The organism is Sphingomonas sp. R86520, assembly GCF_042466285.1.
Lineage (GTDB): Bacteria > Pseudomonadota > Alphaproteobacteria > Sphingomonadales > Sphingomonadaceae > Sphingomonas.
This window is the reverse complement of record NZ_JAXHBZ010000001.1, coordinates 364,103-380,825: the sequence shown is the minus strand read 5'-3', so window position 1 is coordinate 380,825 and position 16,723 is coordinate 364,103. Positions and strand designations below refer to the sequence as shown.

15 protein-coding genes are annotated in these 16,723 nt (G+C 66.2%); 9 read left to right on the top strand and 6 right to left on the bottom strand.

Annotated features, from left to right (window positions below; translation table 11 throughout):
* Positions 1–50: 50 nt before the first annotated feature.
* The 3 genes from SJY41_RS01940 to dapA form a co-directional block, all read right to left on the bottom strand.
* Positions 51–623 carry a DUF2062 domain-containing protein gene (locus tag SJY41_RS01940; protein WP_380778594.1) on the bottom strand — a complete coding sequence of 191 codons (573 nt, stop codon included), beginning with the start codon at positions 621–623 and terminating at the stop codon, positions 51–53.
* A gap of 3 nt (positions 624–626) precedes the next feature.
* Entirely contained in the window at positions 627–1,109 is a 483-nt protein-coding gene (gene smpB, locus SJY41_RS01935) for an SsrA-binding protein SmpB (RefSeq protein WP_380778592.1), read from the bottom strand.
* 199 nt (positions 1,110–1,308) lie between these two features.
* Positions 1,309–2,193, bottom strand: a complete 885-nt coding sequence (gene dapA, locus SJY41_RS01930; protein ID WP_380778590.1) for a 4-hydroxy-tetrahydrodipicolinate synthase — start codon at positions 2,191–2,193, stop codon at positions 1,309–1,311.
* 90 nt (positions 2,194–2,283) lie between these two features.
* Between dapA and SJY41_RS01925 the strand changes: the two genes are divergently transcribed.
* The 3 genes from SJY41_RS01925 (at position 2,284) to SJY41_RS01915 (ending at position 5,932) form a co-directional block, all read left to right on the top strand.
* Positions 2,284–4,293, top strand: a complete 2,010-nt coding sequence (locus SJY41_RS01925) for a transglycosylase SLT domain-containing protein (RefSeq protein WP_380778588.1) — start codon at positions 2,284–2,286, stop codon at positions 4,291–4,293.
* A 334-nt stretch (positions 4,294–4,627) separates the two neighbouring features.
* A complete protein-coding gene (gene greB, locus SJY41_RS01920; protein ID WP_380778586.1) occupies positions 4,628–5,104 on the top strand; it encodes a transcription elongation factor GreB in 477 nt (158 codons plus the stop codon).
* 63 nt (positions 5,105–5,167) lie between these two features.
* The gene (locus SJY41_RS01915; protein WP_380778585.1) at positions 5,168–5,932 is read left to right on the top strand and encodes an NYN domain-containing protein; all 765 of its coding nucleotides are present in this window, start codon (positions 5,168–5,170) and stop codon (positions 5,930–5,932) included.
* A gap of 158 nt (positions 5,933–6,090) precedes the next feature.
* On the opposite strand, the gene SJY41_RS01910 is transcribed toward SJY41_RS01915, so the two are convergent.
* On the bottom strand, positions 6,091–7,572 hold the full coding sequence (locus SJY41_RS01910) for an MATE family efflux transporter (RefSeq protein ID WP_380784035.1): 1,482 nt from the start codon (positions 7,570–7,572) through the stop codon (positions 6,091–6,093).
* 257 nt (positions 7,573–7,829) lie between these two features.
* A complete protein-coding gene (locus SJY41_RS01905; protein WP_380778583.1) occupies positions 7,830–9,125 on the bottom strand; it encodes a tol-pal system YbgF family protein in 1,296 nt (431 codons plus the stop codon).
* Positions 9,126–9,285: 160 nt separating this feature from the next.
* Between SJY41_RS01905 and yaaA the strand changes: the two genes are divergently transcribed.
* The 5 genes from yaaA to SJY41_RS01880 all read left to right on the top strand — a co-directional run bounded on the left by yaaA (position 9,286) and on the right by SJY41_RS01880 (position 14,475).
* Positions 9,286–10,035 carry a peroxide stress protein YaaA gene (yaaA, locus tag SJY41_RS01900; RefSeq protein WP_380778581.1) on the top strand — a complete coding sequence of 250 codons (750 nt, stop codon included), beginning with the start codon at positions 9,286–9,288 and terminating at the stop codon, positions 10,033–10,035.
* Entirely contained in the window at positions 10,032–10,718 is a 687-nt protein-coding gene (locus SJY41_RS01895) for an SDR family NAD(P)-dependent oxidoreductase (RefSeq protein ID WP_380778579.1), read from the top strand. The genes yaaA and SJY41_RS01895 overlap by 4 nt, the downstream gene beginning before the upstream one ends.
* A gap of 253 nt (positions 10,719–10,971) precedes the next feature.
* The gene (locus SJY41_RS01890) at positions 10,972–11,214 is read left to right on the top strand and encodes a hypothetical protein (RefSeq protein WP_380778577.1); all 243 of its coding nucleotides are present in this window, start codon (positions 10,972–10,974) and stop codon (positions 11,212–11,214) included.
* Positions 11,215–11,347: 133 nt separating this feature from the next.
* Positions 11,348–14,113 (top strand): DNA gyrase subunit A, encoded by a 2,766-nt coding sequence (gene gyrA / locus SJY41_RS01885; RefSeq protein WP_380778575.1) that lies wholly within the window; start codon positions 11,348–11,350, stop codon positions 14,111–14,113.
* Positions 14,110–14,475 (top strand): DUF952 domain-containing protein, encoded by a 366-nt coding sequence (locus tag SJY41_RS01880; protein WP_380778573.1) that lies wholly within the window; start codon positions 14,110–14,112, stop codon positions 14,473–14,475. The genes gyrA and SJY41_RS01880 overlap by 4 nt, the downstream gene beginning before the upstream one ends.
* A gap of 248 nt (positions 14,476–14,723) precedes the next feature.
* Here SJY41_RS01880 and SJY41_RS01875 read toward each other — a convergent pair whose 3' ends face one another.
* On the bottom strand, positions 14,724–15,671 hold the full coding sequence (locus tag SJY41_RS01875; protein ID WP_380778571.1) for an alpha/beta fold hydrolase: 948 nt from the start codon (positions 15,669–15,671) through the stop codon (positions 14,724–14,726).
* Between the two features lie 118 nt (positions 15,672–15,789).
* On the opposite strand from SJY41_RS01875, the gene SJY41_RS01870 reads away from it, so the two are divergent.
* The gene (locus SJY41_RS01870) at positions 15,790–16,719 is read left to right on the top strand and encodes an alpha/beta hydrolase (RefSeq protein ID WP_380778569.1); all 930 of its coding nucleotides are present in this window, start codon (positions 15,790–15,792) and stop codon (positions 16,717–16,719) included.
* Positions 16,720–16,723 lie beyond the last annotated feature (4 nt).

The following is a 16,723-nucleotide window of genomic DNA, read 5'->3' as shown; positions in this document are numbered from 1 at the left end:
GCCGATAGGACGGTCCGTCAATTCGGGTAGGTCAATAATAGTGACGATTGTTACGAACCGCGATTAGCGTGCCGATTATCGTGCCTGTGCCGCCACTTGCGCGCGATCCACAACCGCCAGCCGAGCGCACTGAGCGCATAGCCGCCAATCGAGCAGACGATCGTGATGACCAGCAGGCCGAGCGCGGTGGCGGGGCCAGCGTGCATCAGCCAGGGGATCCATTCGGTGCTGGCCGCGGCCTCGGCAACGGGCTGGCCGGGGACGTGCGCGTCGAGCCGCAGCAGCGACGAACCGATCCAATAGGCGGCGATCCACAGCGGCGGGGTGGTCAGCGGGTTGGTGATGAAGGTGGTCAGCGCCGCGGTCGGCACGTTGGCGCGGAACGGCAGCGCGAAGATCGCGGCGACCGGAGTCTGCGCGACCGGGATCAGGATGCCCGCGACCATCCCGAGCGCGACGCCGCGCGGGACCGAGCGGCGCGTGAAACGCCACAATTCCGGGGCGAGCACGCGGTGCGCGACGGGACGGAGGAGACGGTTCTTCTCCATCGATTCGCGGGTCGGCAGGTTACGATGCGACCACGCCGCGAGACGCGCGAAGATACTGCCCGGCGCGTTCGGCACAGCCTATCCGCGATCCCGCATGATCCGGCCCTGCTCGCGCTTCCAGTCCTGTTCTTTCACCGAATCGCGCTTGTCGTGGTTCTGCTTGCCCTTCGCCAGCGCCAGCTCGACCTTCGCGCGACCCTTCGAATTGAAGTAGACCATCAGCGGGACCAGAGTCATGCCCTGGCGCGCGACCGCGCCGAACATCTTGTTGATCTCACGCTCGTGCAGCAGCAATTTCCGCGGGCGCTTGGGCTCGTGGTTGAAGCGGTTGCCGTGGCTGAATTCGGGAATGTTCGAATTCACCAGGATGACGCTCTTGTCCTTCACCTCGGCATAGGCCTCGGCGATCGAGCCTTCGCCGCCACGCAGCGCCTTCACCTCGGTGCCGGTAAGCGCGATGCCCGCCTCGAACACCTGCTCGATATAATAGTCGTACCGCGCGCGCCGGTTCTCGGCGACGATCTTGGTCTTCTCGAAGGTGGGGGGTTTGGGACGTGCCATGGGACGCGCGATGTAGGGCGTCCGAGGGCTTAGGGGAAGCGGGGGCGGTGTTATTGCAAGCAAAGACTGCGCTCACACCGCGGACGTGGGGCGCAGCTTCGCTCAGACACTGTTCTCCTGCGAAAGCAGGAGAACAGTGTTACAGGCGATGGTCGTCTTGATCCTGGGCTCCTGCGTTCGCAGGAGAACAAGGCGGGGATCAAGCCAGGGCTGCGTGCGCCAAGGCTGTGTCGACGGCCGCGCGCGAGGCTTCACCCGCGGGGGTCATCGGCAGGCGTAGTGCTTCGGGGAAGCCCGGTCGCACCTTTGTCATGGCGTACTTCACCGGGCCGGGCGAGGCGTCGGTGAAAAGCGCTTCGTGGAGGGGATACAGCTGGTCCTGGTAGGCCAGCGCCTTGACGAAATCGCCCGCCTGGCAGGCCGCCTGAAACTCGGCGCAGAGCTTCGGCGCGACGTTGGCGCTTACCGAGATGCAGCCGGTGCCGCCCATGACGTTGAACGCGAGCGCGAGGTCGTCGTTGCCCGACAGCTGGCAGAAGTCCGGCCCGCACGATGCCCGGTGCTGCGAGACACGCGCAAGGACGCCGCTGGCATCCTTCACGCCGACGAACACCTTCGGGAACGCGGCGACGATGCGCGCCAAGGTCGCCGGCTGGATGTCGGTCACTGTCCGCGCGGGGACGTTGTAGAGGATGATCGGCAGCGGGGTCGTCTCGGCGAGCGCTTCGAAATGGCGGAAGATACCCTCCTGCCCCGGCCGGTTGTAATAGGGCGGGACCATCAGCGCGGCGTCGGCACCCGCGTCCTTGGCGGCGCGCAGGTTTGCGGAGGCGACGCGCGTATCGTTCGAACCGGCGCCGGCGATGACGGGAACGCGGCCCTTCGCCTGGTCGACGCAGACGCGGACGACGTGGAAATGTTCGTCGTACGACAAGGTCGCCGCTTCGCCGGTGGTGCCGCACGCGACCAACCCGGACGAGCCTTCCGCGATCTGCCATTCGATGAAGTCGCGGTAGGCGGCTTCGTCGAAGCTGCCGTCGGCGGCAAACGGCGTGACGAGCGCGGGAATCGATCCTGAAAACATGCGGTAGCCTGCGGTTTTGTTGCGCCGGATGTCATGGAAAATCCGGATTTCGTTCAGGACAGATACGGGTTGGAAGCCTATGCTGTCCACATGGTAGCATCGATGTTGAAAACGAGCCTTCTCCTCGCAGTCGTGGCGGGGACCGTCGCCGCGTCCGGAGCCGGGCAGGATACGCTCGACCGCTACAGCACGCAGCTTGCCAATATGGGGCCACAAGCCCAGCCGATGGCGCCCCCCATGTTCAGCGACGGCGCGATCGCGTCGACCATCGCGCAGTGGCGGGCGTTGCAGCAGACCGATGCGCTGCCGTTCGACAGCTATGCCGGCTTCCTGATGGCGCATCCGGGCTGGCCTAACGAGACGGCGAACCGGCGTGCGGCGGAACGCAAGGCTTCGACCGGATCGCCGACTAGCGTGACGGCGTTCTTCCGGCGCTATCCGCCGCAGTCGGCTTCGGGCGGAGTCGCCTTTGCGCGGGCGCTGATGGCGACGGGCGCGCGGGATCAGGCCTATGCGGCGGTGCGGACGGCGTGGCGGAGCAGCGGGTTGTCGCCGACCGACGAGGCGATGGTGATGGCGGGCTTTCCAGGCGCGCTGACGCCCGACGACCAGGATGCACGGATGGATGCGCTGCTGTGGGCGGGGCAGACCGGCGCGGCACAGCGGCAACTGGTTTGGGTAAGTCCTACGCGGCGCGCTGTGTTCGAGGCGCGACTGGCGTTCCGGACGAATGCGCCGAACGCGTCGGACATCTCGGCCTCGACGCAGACCTTGTATGCGAACGATGCGGGGTATGTCGCGGACCGGGCGCAGTGGTTGCGCAATTCGGGGGCTAGTCCCTCGGCGCGCGCGTGGCTGGCGCGGCCTCGGTCATTGGTGACGCGGCCGGGCAATGCGGCGGAATGGTACGAGGTGCTCGTCACCAACGCGAACGGCGCGGCGAACGACGGGCAGTATCAGACTGCCTACGACATCGCGCGGCAGATCGACGACGCGTATCCGTATGGCGCCGACATCGCGACGAAATCCTATGCCGAGCGTGATGAATATACTAACCTAGCCTGGCTCGGCGGGCGGGTGGCGATGAAGCAGCTCGGGCGACCGGCGGATGCGATGACGCTGTTCGACCGGTACGCGCGGGGATCGCGCTCGCCCCAGGTGCGATCGAAGGGCTATTATTGGGCGGGACGTGCGGCGGAGGCGGCCGGGTTGGCGCCTCAGGCGGCGGCGTTCTACGGTCAGGCAGCGGGCTACCGTGACCAATATTACGGGCAACTCGCCAACGAGCGCACCGGGCGTGCGCTGGTCGCGCCGCCTTCGGTCGCTGCGATCGCGGTGGATCCCGCGGTGCGCGCCGCATTCGATCGGCGTGAGACGGTGCGCGCGGTGAAGTTCCTCGGCCAGATCGCCGACTGGCAGGACCAGACCGCGTTCGTCCGTCAGATCGCGGCAGATGCGACGACCGACACCGATCATTTGCTCGCCGCCGAACTGTCGAAGAGCATCAACCGGCCCGATCTGGGCGTGATGGTCGGGCGGAGCGCGCTGGCGAACGGGCTCAGCGATTATTCCGCGGTGGGCTTTCCGATGGTCGCGGTGCCGGCGGGGTATGAGGATAACTGGACGATCATCCACGCGATCTCGCGACAGGAGAGCCAGTTCGATCGTGCTGCGGTGTCGCATGCGGGCGCGCGGGGTCTGATGCAGCTGATGCCGGCGACCGCGCGCGAGCAGTCGGGGAAGATCGGCCTCGCCTATTCGCAGGCGGCGCTGACGACCGATCCGAACATGTCGATCATGCTCGGGTCGAGCTATTTCCAGCGCGTGTATGCCAATTACGGCAGTTATCCGCTCGCGGTGGCGGCGTATAACGCGGGCGGCGGCAACGTGAACAAATGGCTCCGCGCGAACGGCGACCCGCGGACCGGGGCTGTGGATATGGTCGATTGGGTCGAGGCGATCCCATACCAGGAAACGCGCAACTATGTGCAGCGCGTGCTGGAGAATGCGGTGGTGTACGACCTGCTGAACCCGGTGCGGGCGAAGAGCCGGGGGCCGGCGCGGTTGTCGTGGTATCTGGGGAAGAACCGGCCGGGCTAATTACCGAAGATTGTTCTCCCGCGAAGGCGGGAGCCCAGACTGGGCTCCCGCCTTCGCGGGAGAACAAGGAGGGATGGACAACCGTTTCCTCGGGAACTCCCATCCTATTCTATTCTATTCTATTCTCCCCACCCCAAAAAACCCGTCACCCCAGCGAAAGCTGGGGTATCCCGGTTGTCGGTCGAGCAGGAGCCGCGGGAGACCCCAGCTTTCGCCGGGGTGGCGGGTGTTGCTGCTAAAGTGACGATTGTTGACGCTGGGGTCACGGGTGATGCTGCTAAAGTGACGCTTATTGCCGCTGGGGTGCCGGATACGGGGGCGTTATAGCGTCTCCATGGATCGCCCCAATTACATAACCCCCGCCGGCTACGCCGTACTCCGCAAAGAATACGAACATCTCCTTGCCGGCGAACGGCCCAAGCTGGTCGAGGTCATTTCCTGGGCGGCAGGCAACGGCGACCGCTCCGAGAATGGCGACTATATCTATGGGCGCAAACGCCTGCGCGAGATCGACCGGCGGCTCGGCTGGCTGTCGAAGCGGATGAAGGCGGCGAAGGTCGTCGATCCGGCCGCGCAAGGGGATCGCTCGCGCGTGTGGTTCGGGGCGTGCGTGACGGTCGCGGACGAGGATGACGTCGAGCGCATCCTGACGCTGGTCGGCGACGACGAGACCGATGCGAGCAACGGGCGGATCGGCTGGAACTCGCCGTTCGCGCGGGCCCTGCGCGGGGCGGCGATCGGCGATGTACGCCGCGTCGACCTGCCGGCCGGCGAACGGGAATACGAGGTCGTGGCGATAGCGTATCCGTGAACATCGCCGGCTCTCTGGTGCGGAGCGTGGACGCGGGGCGCTCGCGCGCGTACCCTCGCGCGCATGATCGATACCACAACGCGCAATGTCGCCCTCCTGATCGACGCGGACAACGCGTCCGCCGCGACCCTCGACCCGGTGCTGACCGTCCTGGCCGAGCTCGGCACGGTCAATGTCCGCCGGGTCTATGGCAACTGGTCGAAGCCTGCGCTGAAGGCGTGGAGCGACATGTCGATCAAGCACGGCATCGAGCCGCAGCAGCAGTTCGACCTGACCAAGGGCAAGAACGCGACCGACATGAAGATGACGATCGACGCGATGGACCTGCTGTTCCGCGGCCGCATCGACGGGTTCGGAATCATGTCGTCGGACAGCGATTTCATGCCGCTCGCGACCCGCATCCGGCAGGACGGCATCCCCGTCTACGGCTTCGGCACGTCGCGGACACCGGAAGGGTTCCGCCAAGCCTGCACGCGGTTCATCGACGTCGGTGCGCTGAACGAAACCTCGCAGCCGATGCCGGCTCCGGCGCCCGCCCCGGTTGCTGGCGAGAAGGTCGCGGCGCCGATACCGGCTGCTCGTCCCAAGACTGCGCAACCGATCGACGAGCAGGTGATCAAGCTGCTGATCGACGCCTATAATGCCGTGAAGCGCGACGAGAAGGGCTACGCCAGCGTCGCCGAGCTTGGGCAACTTGCCGGCAACCGCTCGAGCTTCGATGCGCGCAATTACGGGTTCAACCGGTTGTCGGACCTGATCGAGACGATCCCGAATTTCCAGCATGAGCGACGCGAGGGTGGCCGGTCGTTCGTGAAGCGGTTGCGGTAACCACGCCGCACTCCAACAGAGGCGCACCTCCCCGGCGGAGGCCGGAACCCAGTTGGGGGACGTCGCCAACCGGGTTCAGCGCTTCGTTACTGCAACCTTTCCACCTGGGCCCCGGCTTTCGCCGGGGAGGTCGCCTCTCTTTATAGGAGCCTCAGAACTCACCCCGTAGGTTGCAACCGGCCACCCGGCTCGGTCATCGCGTGCGCCTGTTCCTCGCCCTCGTCGGGCACCACCAGCGCACCTTTGCGCCAATTGCCGTAGCGGTAGTAGCCGACCGCGATCGCCAGCGTCGTGAGAGACCCGAGCGGAAAGCTCCACCACAACGCGTCCGACCCGAGCCACGGCTTGGCCAGCAGCGCAAAGCCGATGCGGACCGGGTACATCGACACGATCAGCGCGATCAGCGGCGCGATCACCGCGCCGTTGGCGCGCACGGTCGAGAACAGCACCATCGTCGCGCCGAACACGACGAAGTTCCAGCTCGCGATCAGCTGGATGTGGCGCGCGATCGGCAAAGCCGGACTGGCCTCGCCGATGAACAAGGTCATTACCGGACGGTCGAACAGGATCACCACGGCAACCATCGCTCCGGTCAGCACGACGTTGAAGATCAGGCCGTATTTGGTGATGTCGCCGACCCGGTCCCAGCGTCCTGCGCCGATATTCTGCGCCGCCATCGAACTGACCGCCGCACCGATCGCCAGCGCGGGCATCTGGATATACGTCCAGAGCTGCTGTGATACTGCATAGGCCGCGGCGGTATCGACACCGAGCCGGTTGACCAGCCCGACCATCGCGAGGCCGGCCGTGGACATGACCAGCATCTGCGCGCCCATCGGCAGGCCTTTCCGCACGATCGTACCGGTCAGCGCGCGTTCGGGGATAAGGTAGCGCAGTTCGCTGCCGCGCAGCCGGATCGGCAGGTTGCGGCGATAGATATACGTGACCAGCCCGAGCAACGAGATATGGCTCGCGATCAGCGTCGCGGTCGCCGAGCCGGCGATCCCCATGCGCGGGAACGGGCCGATGCCGGCGATCAGCAACGGGTTGAGCGCGCTGTCGAGCACCGCGCTGAGCAGCATGAACCACAAGGGGGTCATCGAATCGCCGGTACCGCGCAGACCCATCATCAGCAGCACCATCATCATCGATGCGGGCAGCCCGAGGAAGATCACGCGCAGATAGGCAAGCGCCAGCGGCATCGCATCGCCGGGCGTGGCGAGCAGGTGCAGGATCTCCGGCGCAAAGACCCAGCCGAGCGCGGCGATGATGACTGCGCCACCCAGGACCAGCCCGACCGCGGACCCGAATGCGCGGCGTGCGCCTTCCAGATCGTGCCGGCCGAAGCTCTGGCCGACCAGGATCGTCGCCGCCATGCCGAACCCGAACACCGCGCCGAACGTCAGGAACATGATGATGTTGGCGTTCGACGTCGCCGCCAGCGCACCCTCGCCGAGAAAGCGTCCGACCCAGATCGCGTTGATCGACCCGTTGAGCGACTGGAGGATGTTCGAGCCGAGCGTCGGCAACGCGAATGCGAGCAACGTGCGGCCGATATGGCCGGTGGTCAGATCGCGTTGCCCGGGTCGGGCGCCAGGACGTCCCCCTGATCCGGGACTCAGTTCAGTATCGGATTGCAGGTCGCTCACACATTCTCTCCGTGAAGCCGGCTTTGCGTCATGCCGGACGTGCTCCGGCAATCACCGTCGGACCGGCGGGCGGCCTGTCATGCCGTACGGCTAGCCGCGGACTGAACGCGCGAACAGGTCCGGGGTTACGGAGTGTCGGCTGGCGATAAAATTGTCCGTCATGAAGGCAGGCGCCGCCGAACACGGAGCCAAACGAAAACGGGGCGGCATTGCTGCCGCCCCGTCTCTTTCGGCAGGACGTGGTTCGCTTACGCTGCTGGCGCAGCAGCCCAGGTCGTCCACAAGCCAGCGACATCGGACTTCGGCGCCGTCTTGACCGCCGAGAACGCCGTCGCCGCGCCTGCCTTGTCACCCGACCGCGCGAGCGCGATGCCGAGGTGCAGGTTCACGTCGTCGGCATCGACGCCGCCCTTGGTCAGTGCCAGCCGGTACAGTTCGACCGCCTTGGCATAGTTGTTCTGGCCGAGATACGCGTCGGCCGTGCCCGCGGCGAGCTTGCCGTTGGCCGCCGTCGCCGCACGCTTTTCGAGGCCGGAAAGCGGACCATCGGCGGCGATGTTCTTCGTCGCGTCGGCCAGGAGGCCCTTCGCCATCGTGTTCGCCGCCGGGATCTTGCCCTGCGCCATGCCTTCCTTGATCACCGCCTGCGCTTCACTCGGCAGGCCGCGACGGTTCACGCTGTCGGCGTACTGGAGATAGTCGGTCTGGTCGGCGAGCGCGTTGGTGGCGCGCATCAGGCGGAAAACGTCGATCTTCTGCGTCTCGTCGAGCGTGATCAGCGCGTTCTGCTGGATGCCCGACAACACCAGCGTATCGCGCCAGTTCTTGGCGGTCGGATAGGCCGTGACCCACTTCTTCAGCCACGTCATCGTGTCGGCATTGCGCTTGGCGGCATAGGACTTGGCGATGGCGTACTTGTAATATTCCTCCGGTGCCTTCTGGCCGGCCGCGGTCATCTGCGAAATGGTCGCTTCGAGATCGGCGGTGCCGCCGGCGACGTCGCCGCTATCCATCTTGGCCTTGACGATCTGAAGACCGAGGTTCGGATCGGTGTAGCCAAGCTCCTTCGCCTTCGCGAAATACTGCAGCGCGACCGGATACTGCTTGCCGTTGAACGCCAGCGCACCACGACGATAGGCGTAGCGGCCACGATCGGCAGCCGGCGTCGCTGCGTTGGCGATCAGCGCGTCGAGCGGCTTGGCGAGCGTCGTCTCGTTGACCGGCGCGTTCGGGTTGGCGGTCTGCGCGGCGACGATCTTCTCGGTTTCGAGCTGATAGCGAAGCGCCGCGCCGATATACTTCTCGTAATCGGTCTTGGCGACGACATCGATCTGGTCGATCGCGGTCTGCGCGCCGGCATAGTCCTTGGCAGCAAGCGCGGTCTGCGCGGCGATGCCGGGCTTCTGGACCTCGGGGCTCAGCTTCATTGCCGGAGCGGCGGCGTCGGCCTTCTTGTCCTTTGCGAACGCGGGCGTGGCCAGCGCCATGCTGCTCACGCCGGTGGCGAATGCCGCAACCAGTGCAAGCTTCGAAATGGTCTTCATGCGGAAACTCTCCCTTTGCGTCGGCCCGGTACGAGTGGCGCGCCGCGACGCTATATGGTCCGCCATGCATACGTTCAAGCAAGCGGTCAGGATCCCGAACATCGAAAATACAGCGTGAACGTCGATTGAACGCATTCCACGCCACAGCTAGATCGCGGCGATGATCGCTGTCCTTTCTCCCGCCAAGACGCTCGACTATGATAGCGCGTTGCCCGACCTCGAACCGACCGTGCCGCGGTTTGCCGCAGAGGCGACGACGCTGGCACATGCGGCGGCGCATATGACGCAGAAGAAGCTTAGCGAGCTGATGCATATCTCGCCCGCGCTGGCGAAACTGAACGCGGACCGGTTCCGCGATTTCGACACGCTGCCCGAGCGGCCGGCGATGTTCGCATTCGCCGGCGACGTCTATACCGGGCTGGAGGCGAAGACGCTCGACGAGGCGGCGGTCGATTACGCACAGGATCACGTGCGGATGCTGTCGGGGCTGTACGGTCTGCTGCGGCCGCTCGACCTGATGCGGCCCTACCGGCTGGAGATGGGCACGCGCTGGGCGCCGCGGAAGACCAAGCTGACCGACTGGTGGGGGGACAAAATTGCCAAGCTGCTCGCCGACGACGTCGAGGCGGAAGGTTCGGGGACGATCCTGAACCTTGCCAGCCAGGAATATTGGGCGGCGGCGGACGGCAAGCTGCCCAAGTCGATCCGCGTCGTCGCGATCGATTTCCGCGAGGGCGAGGCGCAGAAGTTCGTCAGCTTCCACGCGAAGAAGGCCCGCGGGATGGTCGCGCGGTGGCTGGTCGAGCACCGCGTCGACGACATCGAGGGGATCAAGGGGTTCGACAGCGACGGCTATGCCTATGATGCGATGGGCAGCAGCGACGCGCAGTTCCGGTTCGTGCGCAAGTGAGCAGCGCGGTCGTCATCGGCGCCTCGGGCGGAATCGGCAAGGCGCTGGAGGAGGCGCTGATCGAGGAAGGCGCGTTCGACAAGGTCTACGGATTTGCGCGGTCGGTTAGCGGCGACCGGCATCTCGATCTGGAGGACGAGGCGAGCATTGTCGCGGCCGCCTCGCGGGTCGGATCGCCGACGCTGGTGCTCGTCGCGACCGGTTTGCTCCACGACGGCGAGCAGGGTCCCGAGAAGGCGATGCGCGAGATCGATCCGGTGTGGATGGCGCGCAACTTCGCGATCAACGCGATCGGGCCCGCGCTGGTGGCAAAGCATTTCCTGCCGACGATGCCGAAGGCGGGGCGGATCGTGTTCGCGGTGCTGTCGGCGCGGGTCGGCAGCATCGGCGATAACAAGCTGGGTGGCTGGTACGGGTATCGCGCGTCGAAGGCGGCGCTGAACCAGCTGGTGCGGACGATCGCGATCGAGGACAAACGACGTAATTCGAGCGGGATCGTCGTCGGGCTGCATCCCGGGACCGTGGACACCGGCCTGTCTCAGCCGTTCCAGGGGAATGTAACGTCGGGCAATCTGTTCAAGCCGGACCGGGCTGCGGTGCAGTTGCTCGACGTCATCGACGGCCTGCGCGCGCCGGACAGCGGCAAGCTGTTCGCCTGGGACGGGGTCGAGGTCACGCCGTAAAGCGCGCCCTCGTGACGTCATCCTAGCGAAAGCTGGGATATCGGCGTGTGGCGAACGGCGCGCGCCAAACGGGGATACCCCAGCGTTCGCTGGGGTGACGGTTTGCGAGCAGGGTTGCAGGAACCCGATCTTAGCCTCGACGCCCGCGACTCTTCGCTCATGACGTAGATTTCACGCGCGTGCCATGCCGCGTTCAGGTCGCTCAGCGCACTCCTTCGTATCGTCCACAGGGGACGAAACGAGAGGATATCCAATGACTAAGTCTCTCCCTCTAGCGATCCTCGCCAGCGCGGCACTCCTGTCCGGCACCGCAGCGATCGCCGCGACGCAAGCCAAGCCCAAGACGGTTGCCGCGTCGACCACCACCAAGACGGTCGCCAAGCGCACCACGACGGTCAAGAAGGGCCGCATGGTCAGTGCCAAGCTCGCAAACGGCAAGACCGTGACTTATGATTGCTCGCTCGCCGGCAACAAGACCAAGACCGCCTGCAAGTAACCCGCAATTAACGATGAAACCGCTTCACCCCCTCGTGCGTGGGCGCGTGCGTACGCGTGCGCGGGGGTAGTAAGGTGCCCCCCCCTCGGCTAAGGTGTGTCACAACACCGCAACAAGCCGAAAGCGTTCAGATTTGACCGACGAGACTATCCTCGCCGAACCCCAGGGCGGCGAGCCTGCCGGCATCGCCACGATCTCGATCGTCGACGAGATGAAGTCGAGCTATCTCGACTATGCGATGAGCGTCATCGTCGCGCGCGCCCTGCCCGACGTCCGCGACGGCCTGAAGCCGGTTCATCGCCGTATCCTGTACGGCGCGCACGAGAGCGGCTTCGTCGCCGGCAAGCCCTACCGCAAGTCGGCGCGCATCGTCGGTGACGTGATGGGTAAATACCATCCGCACGGCGACAGCTCGATCTACGATGCGTTGGCCCGCATGACGCAGGACTGGTCGATGCGCGTGCCGCTGATCGACGGCCAGGGCAACTTCGGCTCGATGGATCCCGATCCGCCCGCGGCGATGCGCTACACCGAGGCACGTCTCGGCAAGGTGGCGAACGCGCTGCTCGGCGATCTCGACAAGGATACGGTCGACTTCGTCGCAAACTATGATGGCTCCGAGCGCGAGCCGACCGTGCTGCCGGCCCGCTTCCCGAACCTGCTGGTCAATGGCGCGGGCGGCATCGCGGTCGGCATGGCGACCAACATCCCGCCGCACAATCTCGGCGAAGTGATCGCCGCGTGCCTCGCGTACATGGACAATGGCGCGATCACGACCGAGGAACTGTTCGAGCTGGTCCCCGGTCCCGACTTCCCGACCGGCGCGATCATCCTCGGCCGTGCGGGCGCCAAGTCCGCATACGAGACCGGCCGCGGCTCGATCATCGTCCGCTCGCGACACATCGTCGAGGAGGGCCGCGGCGATCGTCGTTCGATCGTGCTGACCGAAATCCCGTACCAGACCGGCAAGAACGGCCTGGTCGAGAAGATCGCCGAAGCCGCCAAGGACAAGCGGATCGAAGGCGTCAGCGACATTCGCGACGAATCGAGCCGGATGGGCGTGCGCATCGTCATTGACCTCAAGCGCGACGCGACCCCCGACGTTGTGCTCAACCAGCTCTGGCGCCACACGCCGGCGCAGTCGAGCTTCCCCGCCAACATGCTGGCGATCCGCGGCGGCCGTCCCGAGCTGCTCAACCTGCGCGACATCATCGGCGCGTTCATCACCTTCCGCGAGCAGGTCATCACACGGCGGTCCAAGTTCGAGCTCGCCAAGGCTAGAGAGCGCGCGCACCTGTTGCTCGGCCTCGTCATCGCGGTCACCAACCTCGACGAAGTCGTCAAGATCATCCGCGGGTCGTCGAGCCCCGCCGAAGCGCGCGGCAAGCTGCTCGCGCGCGAATGGCCGGTCGAGGAAATCGCGCCGTACATCGCGCTGGTCGAGGCAGTCGAGGACAAGCAGGCCGACGGCATCTACAAGCTGTCCGAGCCGCAGGTCCGCGCGATCCTCGATCTCCGCCTGCACCGTCTCACGCTGCTGGGCCGCGACGAGATCGGCGACGAGCTGAAGGCGCTGGCCGCGACGATCGGCGAGCTGCTCCACATCCTCGGCGACCGTGCGAAGCTGTACGAAGTGATGCGCGGCGAGCTGATCGCGATCCGCGACGAATTCGCCACGCCGCGCCGCTCCGAGATCGCCGCTGCCGCCAATGGCATCGACGACGAGGACCTGATCGAGCGCGAGGACATGGTCGTCACCGTGACCATGCAGGGCTATATCAAGCGCACCAGCCTCGACACGTTCCGCGCCCAGGCGCGCGGCGGCAAGGGTCGCGCGGGCATGTCGACGAAGGACGAGGACGTCGTCACCGAGCTGTTCGTCACCTCGACGCACACCCCGGTGCTGTTCTTCTCGAACCTCGGCAAGGTCTATCGCTACAAGGTCTGGCGCCTGCCCGAGGGTGGTCCTGCCACACGTGGCCGGCCGATGATCAACCTGCTGCCGCTGGCGCCGGGCGAGACGATCTCGACCGTGCTCCCGCTGCCGGAGGATCTGAGCGAGTGGAGCCGCCTGCACGTGATGTTCGCGACGCAGCGCGGGCTCGTGCGCCGCAACGCGATGGATGCGTTCACCAACGTGCCGTCGAACGGCAAGATCGCGATGCGCTTCGAAGAGGGGTCCGAGGACAAGCTGATCGGCGTTGCGCTGCTCAGCGAGCATGACGACGTGCTGCTCGCGACCAGGCTCGGCAAGGCGATCCGCTTCGCCGGCGACGACGTGCGCGAGTTCCAGAGCCGGACGTCGACCGGCGTGCGTGGCGTCACGCTGAAGGGCGACGACGAGGTCATCTCGCTGTCGGTCCTGCACCGTGTCGGCGCGACCCCCGAGGAGCGCGAGACGTACCTCAAGTTCGCACCGTGGAAGGGCGAGCGGGAGGGCGATCACGGCATGGGCGCCGACCGCTACAACGATCTCAAGGACCGCGAGCAGTTCATCCTGACGGTCTGCGAGAACGGCTATGGCAAGCTGTCGAGCGCGTATGACTATCGTCGCACGGGTCGCGGTGGCCAGGGCATCACCAACATCGACAACATCGCGCGCAACGGCCCCGTCGTGGCGAGCTTCGCCGCGGCGAAGGGCCATCAGCTGATGCTGGTGACCAACCAGGCGAAACTGATCCGCACGACGCTCGCGTCGCTCCGCGTCATCAGCCGCAACTCGGCCGGCGTGAAGCTGTTCGACGTGGCGAAGGGCGAGCACGTCGTCTCCGCCGCCCGGATCGAGGAAACCGAGGAAGACGCCGAGATCAACCTGGCCGACGCCGTGCCAGAGGTCGCTCCGGATACCGGCGCGACGATCGGCGAAGATACCGCTGCAGGCCCGGAGGATGGTGAGTGAGCAAGGATTCGATCGCGTACCCGCCGATCGCGTACAAGGTGCTGACGGGCGAGCAGTTGGCGACACTGGAGAGCGGCAGCTTCGCGGGCGCGCCGGTGGATCTGGCCGATGGCTATATCCACCTGTCGACCGCGGAACAGCTGACCGAGACGGTCGACAAGCATTTTGCCGGCCAGTCCGACCTGCACGTCGCGGCGATCGATCTCGACGCGCTCGGCGACGATGTGAAGTGGGAAGAGTCGCGCGGCGGGCAGCTGTTCCCGCACATTTACGGCGGGCCGCTGCTGCTGGAAACGGTGCTGTCTTATGGCCCGCTGGAGCGCGATGAGGCCGGCAAGGTGAAGCTGCCCGTCGCGGGGTAAATCCGCAATGAGCTTGTTTCCCCGCGAAGGCGGGGATCTAGCCTGGGCTCCCGCCTTCGCCGGAGAACAAGGAGGCAGGAGTTGCCGCTCGATCGGCGGCCTCCGAGGCCGGCGATGCGTCCACCACCCCGGCGGAGGCCGGGGCCCAATTGGGGAACGTCGCTAACGAAGCGCGGCCCTCAGTTACGTCGACCTTTCCAATTGGGCCCCGGCCTTCGCCGGGGTGGACAATCTACCAGGGTACGCTCTCACCCAGCCGCAAACGCCGCCCGCACGAACCGCGCACAGGCGTCAGGCGCGGTGATCGGCACCATGTGACCGCCCTCGATCGTATCGATCTTCGCCCCCGGGATCACCGCTGCCGTCCGGTGGCCGTTCCACGCTGGATCGAGAATCGCGTCCTGCCGTCCGAACAGGATCCGCGTCGGCACGTCGATTCCCGCATACCGCTCCGCCATCGCCGTGACGTCATCGTTCGCACCGGCAAGATCCGCCGCCGCCGCCGCAATCGCGATCGGCCGCACCGACAGCGCGCCACCGCCCCTCGTCACGAAATCCTCGGGCACCGCCTCGGGCGCGAAAATGCCTTCGAGCGTCCTGGCCGAGGTCAGCCGGCTGAGCGGCGTCCCAAGCACCTGCGCGAACGCCAGACGCGCCCCCGCGGGGATGCGCGCCAGCCCACGGAAACTCTCCGGCACCTTTTCCAGCGGCTGGGTCAGCGGCGCGATCAAGGCCAGCGCGCGGACCAGATGCGGATGGTCGAGCCCGACCGCGAGGCTGATCGCGCCGCCCAGCGAATGCCCGACCAGCAACGGTCGATCGAGCCCGAGCTTCTGGATGAAGTCCGCGATGATCGCACCCTGCGCCACGATGCTCGGCATCGCGCCGGTCGCAGTGGAATACCCGGATCCAGGGCGATCGACGACGATCACGCGGAACTCGTCCTTCAGCAGGTCGACCAGCCCGTAGCTGAAATTGCGCAACTGCCCGCCGAGCCCGTGCACCATCACGATCGCCGGACCACTGCCGACGTCGATATAGTGCAGCCGTGCGCCGGCGACGTCGAGGAACCGGCCTTCCGCCGGTACCAGTTCCTCCGCCCGCCGCGCGACCCGGCTCGAATACAGCGACAGCCCGATCCCCGACACCGCCGCCAGCACTGCGCCACCAAGCAAGCTCTTGCCCGTCCGCTTCATCTCTATCTCCTTCGAATCCCTTGTGGCCCGAACGCGCGGCCATGTCCAAAGTCGCAGCGCCCATATTCCGGAACCCGATGCCGGCGTCGAACGTCCGACCATCGAAGGAGATGCGGCGGTGGACCCACAGGCCAGAGCGATACTCGACACGATCACGACGCTCGCACCCGACGCGGCCCCGACCGCCGACGATGCCCGGTGGCTAGCAGATTTTCGCTACCAGACGCTGTTATTGAAGACCTTCTCGGGCGACCCCGAACCGGTCGAGGCAATCACCCACATACTGCTGCCGTACGAAGGTGGCGCGCTTGTCGTGCGCCTCTATCGACCGAAGCCAGGCCCGCTGCCGCTGCTTCTCCATATCCACGGCGGCGGCGCTGTCGCGGGATCGATCGACGGGCATGACCCCGCGTTGCGCGCGCTGGCCAACCGGACCGGCTGGCTGGTTGCCGCCCCCGCCTATCGCCTCGCGCCCAAACACCGCTTCCCCGCCCAACTCGACGATAGCTGGACCGCGCTGACCGGTCTCGTCGAGCAGGCGCACGCGCTCGACCTCGACACGTCGCGGATCGTGGTATCGGGCGACAGCATCGGCGGCACCCTGGCGACCGCGCTTGCAGCCCGGACGGCCGCGGAAGGCGGACCGGCGCTACGGGGCCAGATCCTGCTCTACCCGAACACTGACCTGCGCCGCGATGCCGACTATCCGTCGCGCAAGAGCGAGGACGGCAACATTATCGATGCCGCCGCACTGGAGCGACAGATCGACCTGTACCTTGCCTCCCCCGAAGCGCGCAGCGATCCGCGCGCCTCGCCGATCCTGGCGCAGGACCTCGCCGCCCTGCCCCCGACGTTGCTCGTGACCTGCGACAACGATCCGCTGCGTGACGAAGGCGAAGCCTATGGCCGAAACCTCCGCGAGGCCGGCGTCCCGGTTGATCACGCGCGGTTCGACGGGATGATCCACGCATTCCTGCAAATGGGTGGACGCGTCGATGCGACGTCGCAGGCACTCGATCGCATCGCTGCGTGGCTGAACGCCCGATGATAAG

Coding starts and splice junctions, on each gene's coding strand:
- smpB (WP_380778592.1), bottom strand. CDS start 1,109: ATGGCACGTCCCAAACCCCCCACCTTCGAGAAGACCAAGATCGTCGCC.
- dapA (WP_380778590.1), bottom strand. CDS start 2,193: ATGTTTTCAGGATCGATTCCCGCGCTCGTCACGCCGTTTGCCGCCGAC.
- SJY41_RS01925 (WP_380778588.1), top strand. CDS start 2,284: ATGGTAGCATCGATGTTGAAAACGAGCCTTCTCCTCGCAGTCGTGGCG.
- greB (WP_380778586.1), top strand. CDS start 4,628: ATGGATCGCCCCAATTACATAACCCCCGCCGGCTACGCCGTACTCCGC.
- SJY41_RS01915 (WP_380778585.1), top strand. CDS start 5,168: ATGATCGATACCACAACGCGCAATGTCGCCCTCCTGATCGACGCGGAC.
- SJY41_RS01905 (WP_380778583.1), bottom strand. CDS start 9,125: ATGAAGACCATTTCGAAGCTTGCACTGGTTGCGGCATTCGCCACCGGC.
- yaaA (WP_380778581.1), top strand. CDS start 9,286: ATGATCGCTGTCCTTTCTCCCGCCAAGACGCTCGACTATGATAGCGCG.
- SJY41_RS01890 (WP_380778577.1), top strand. CDS start 10,972: ATGACTAAGTCTCTCCCTCTAGCGATCCTCGCCAGCGCGGCACTCCTG.
- SJY41_RS01875 (WP_380778571.1), bottom strand. CDS start 15,671: ATGAAGCGGACGGGCAAGAGCTTGCTTGGTGGCGCAGTGCTGGCGGCG.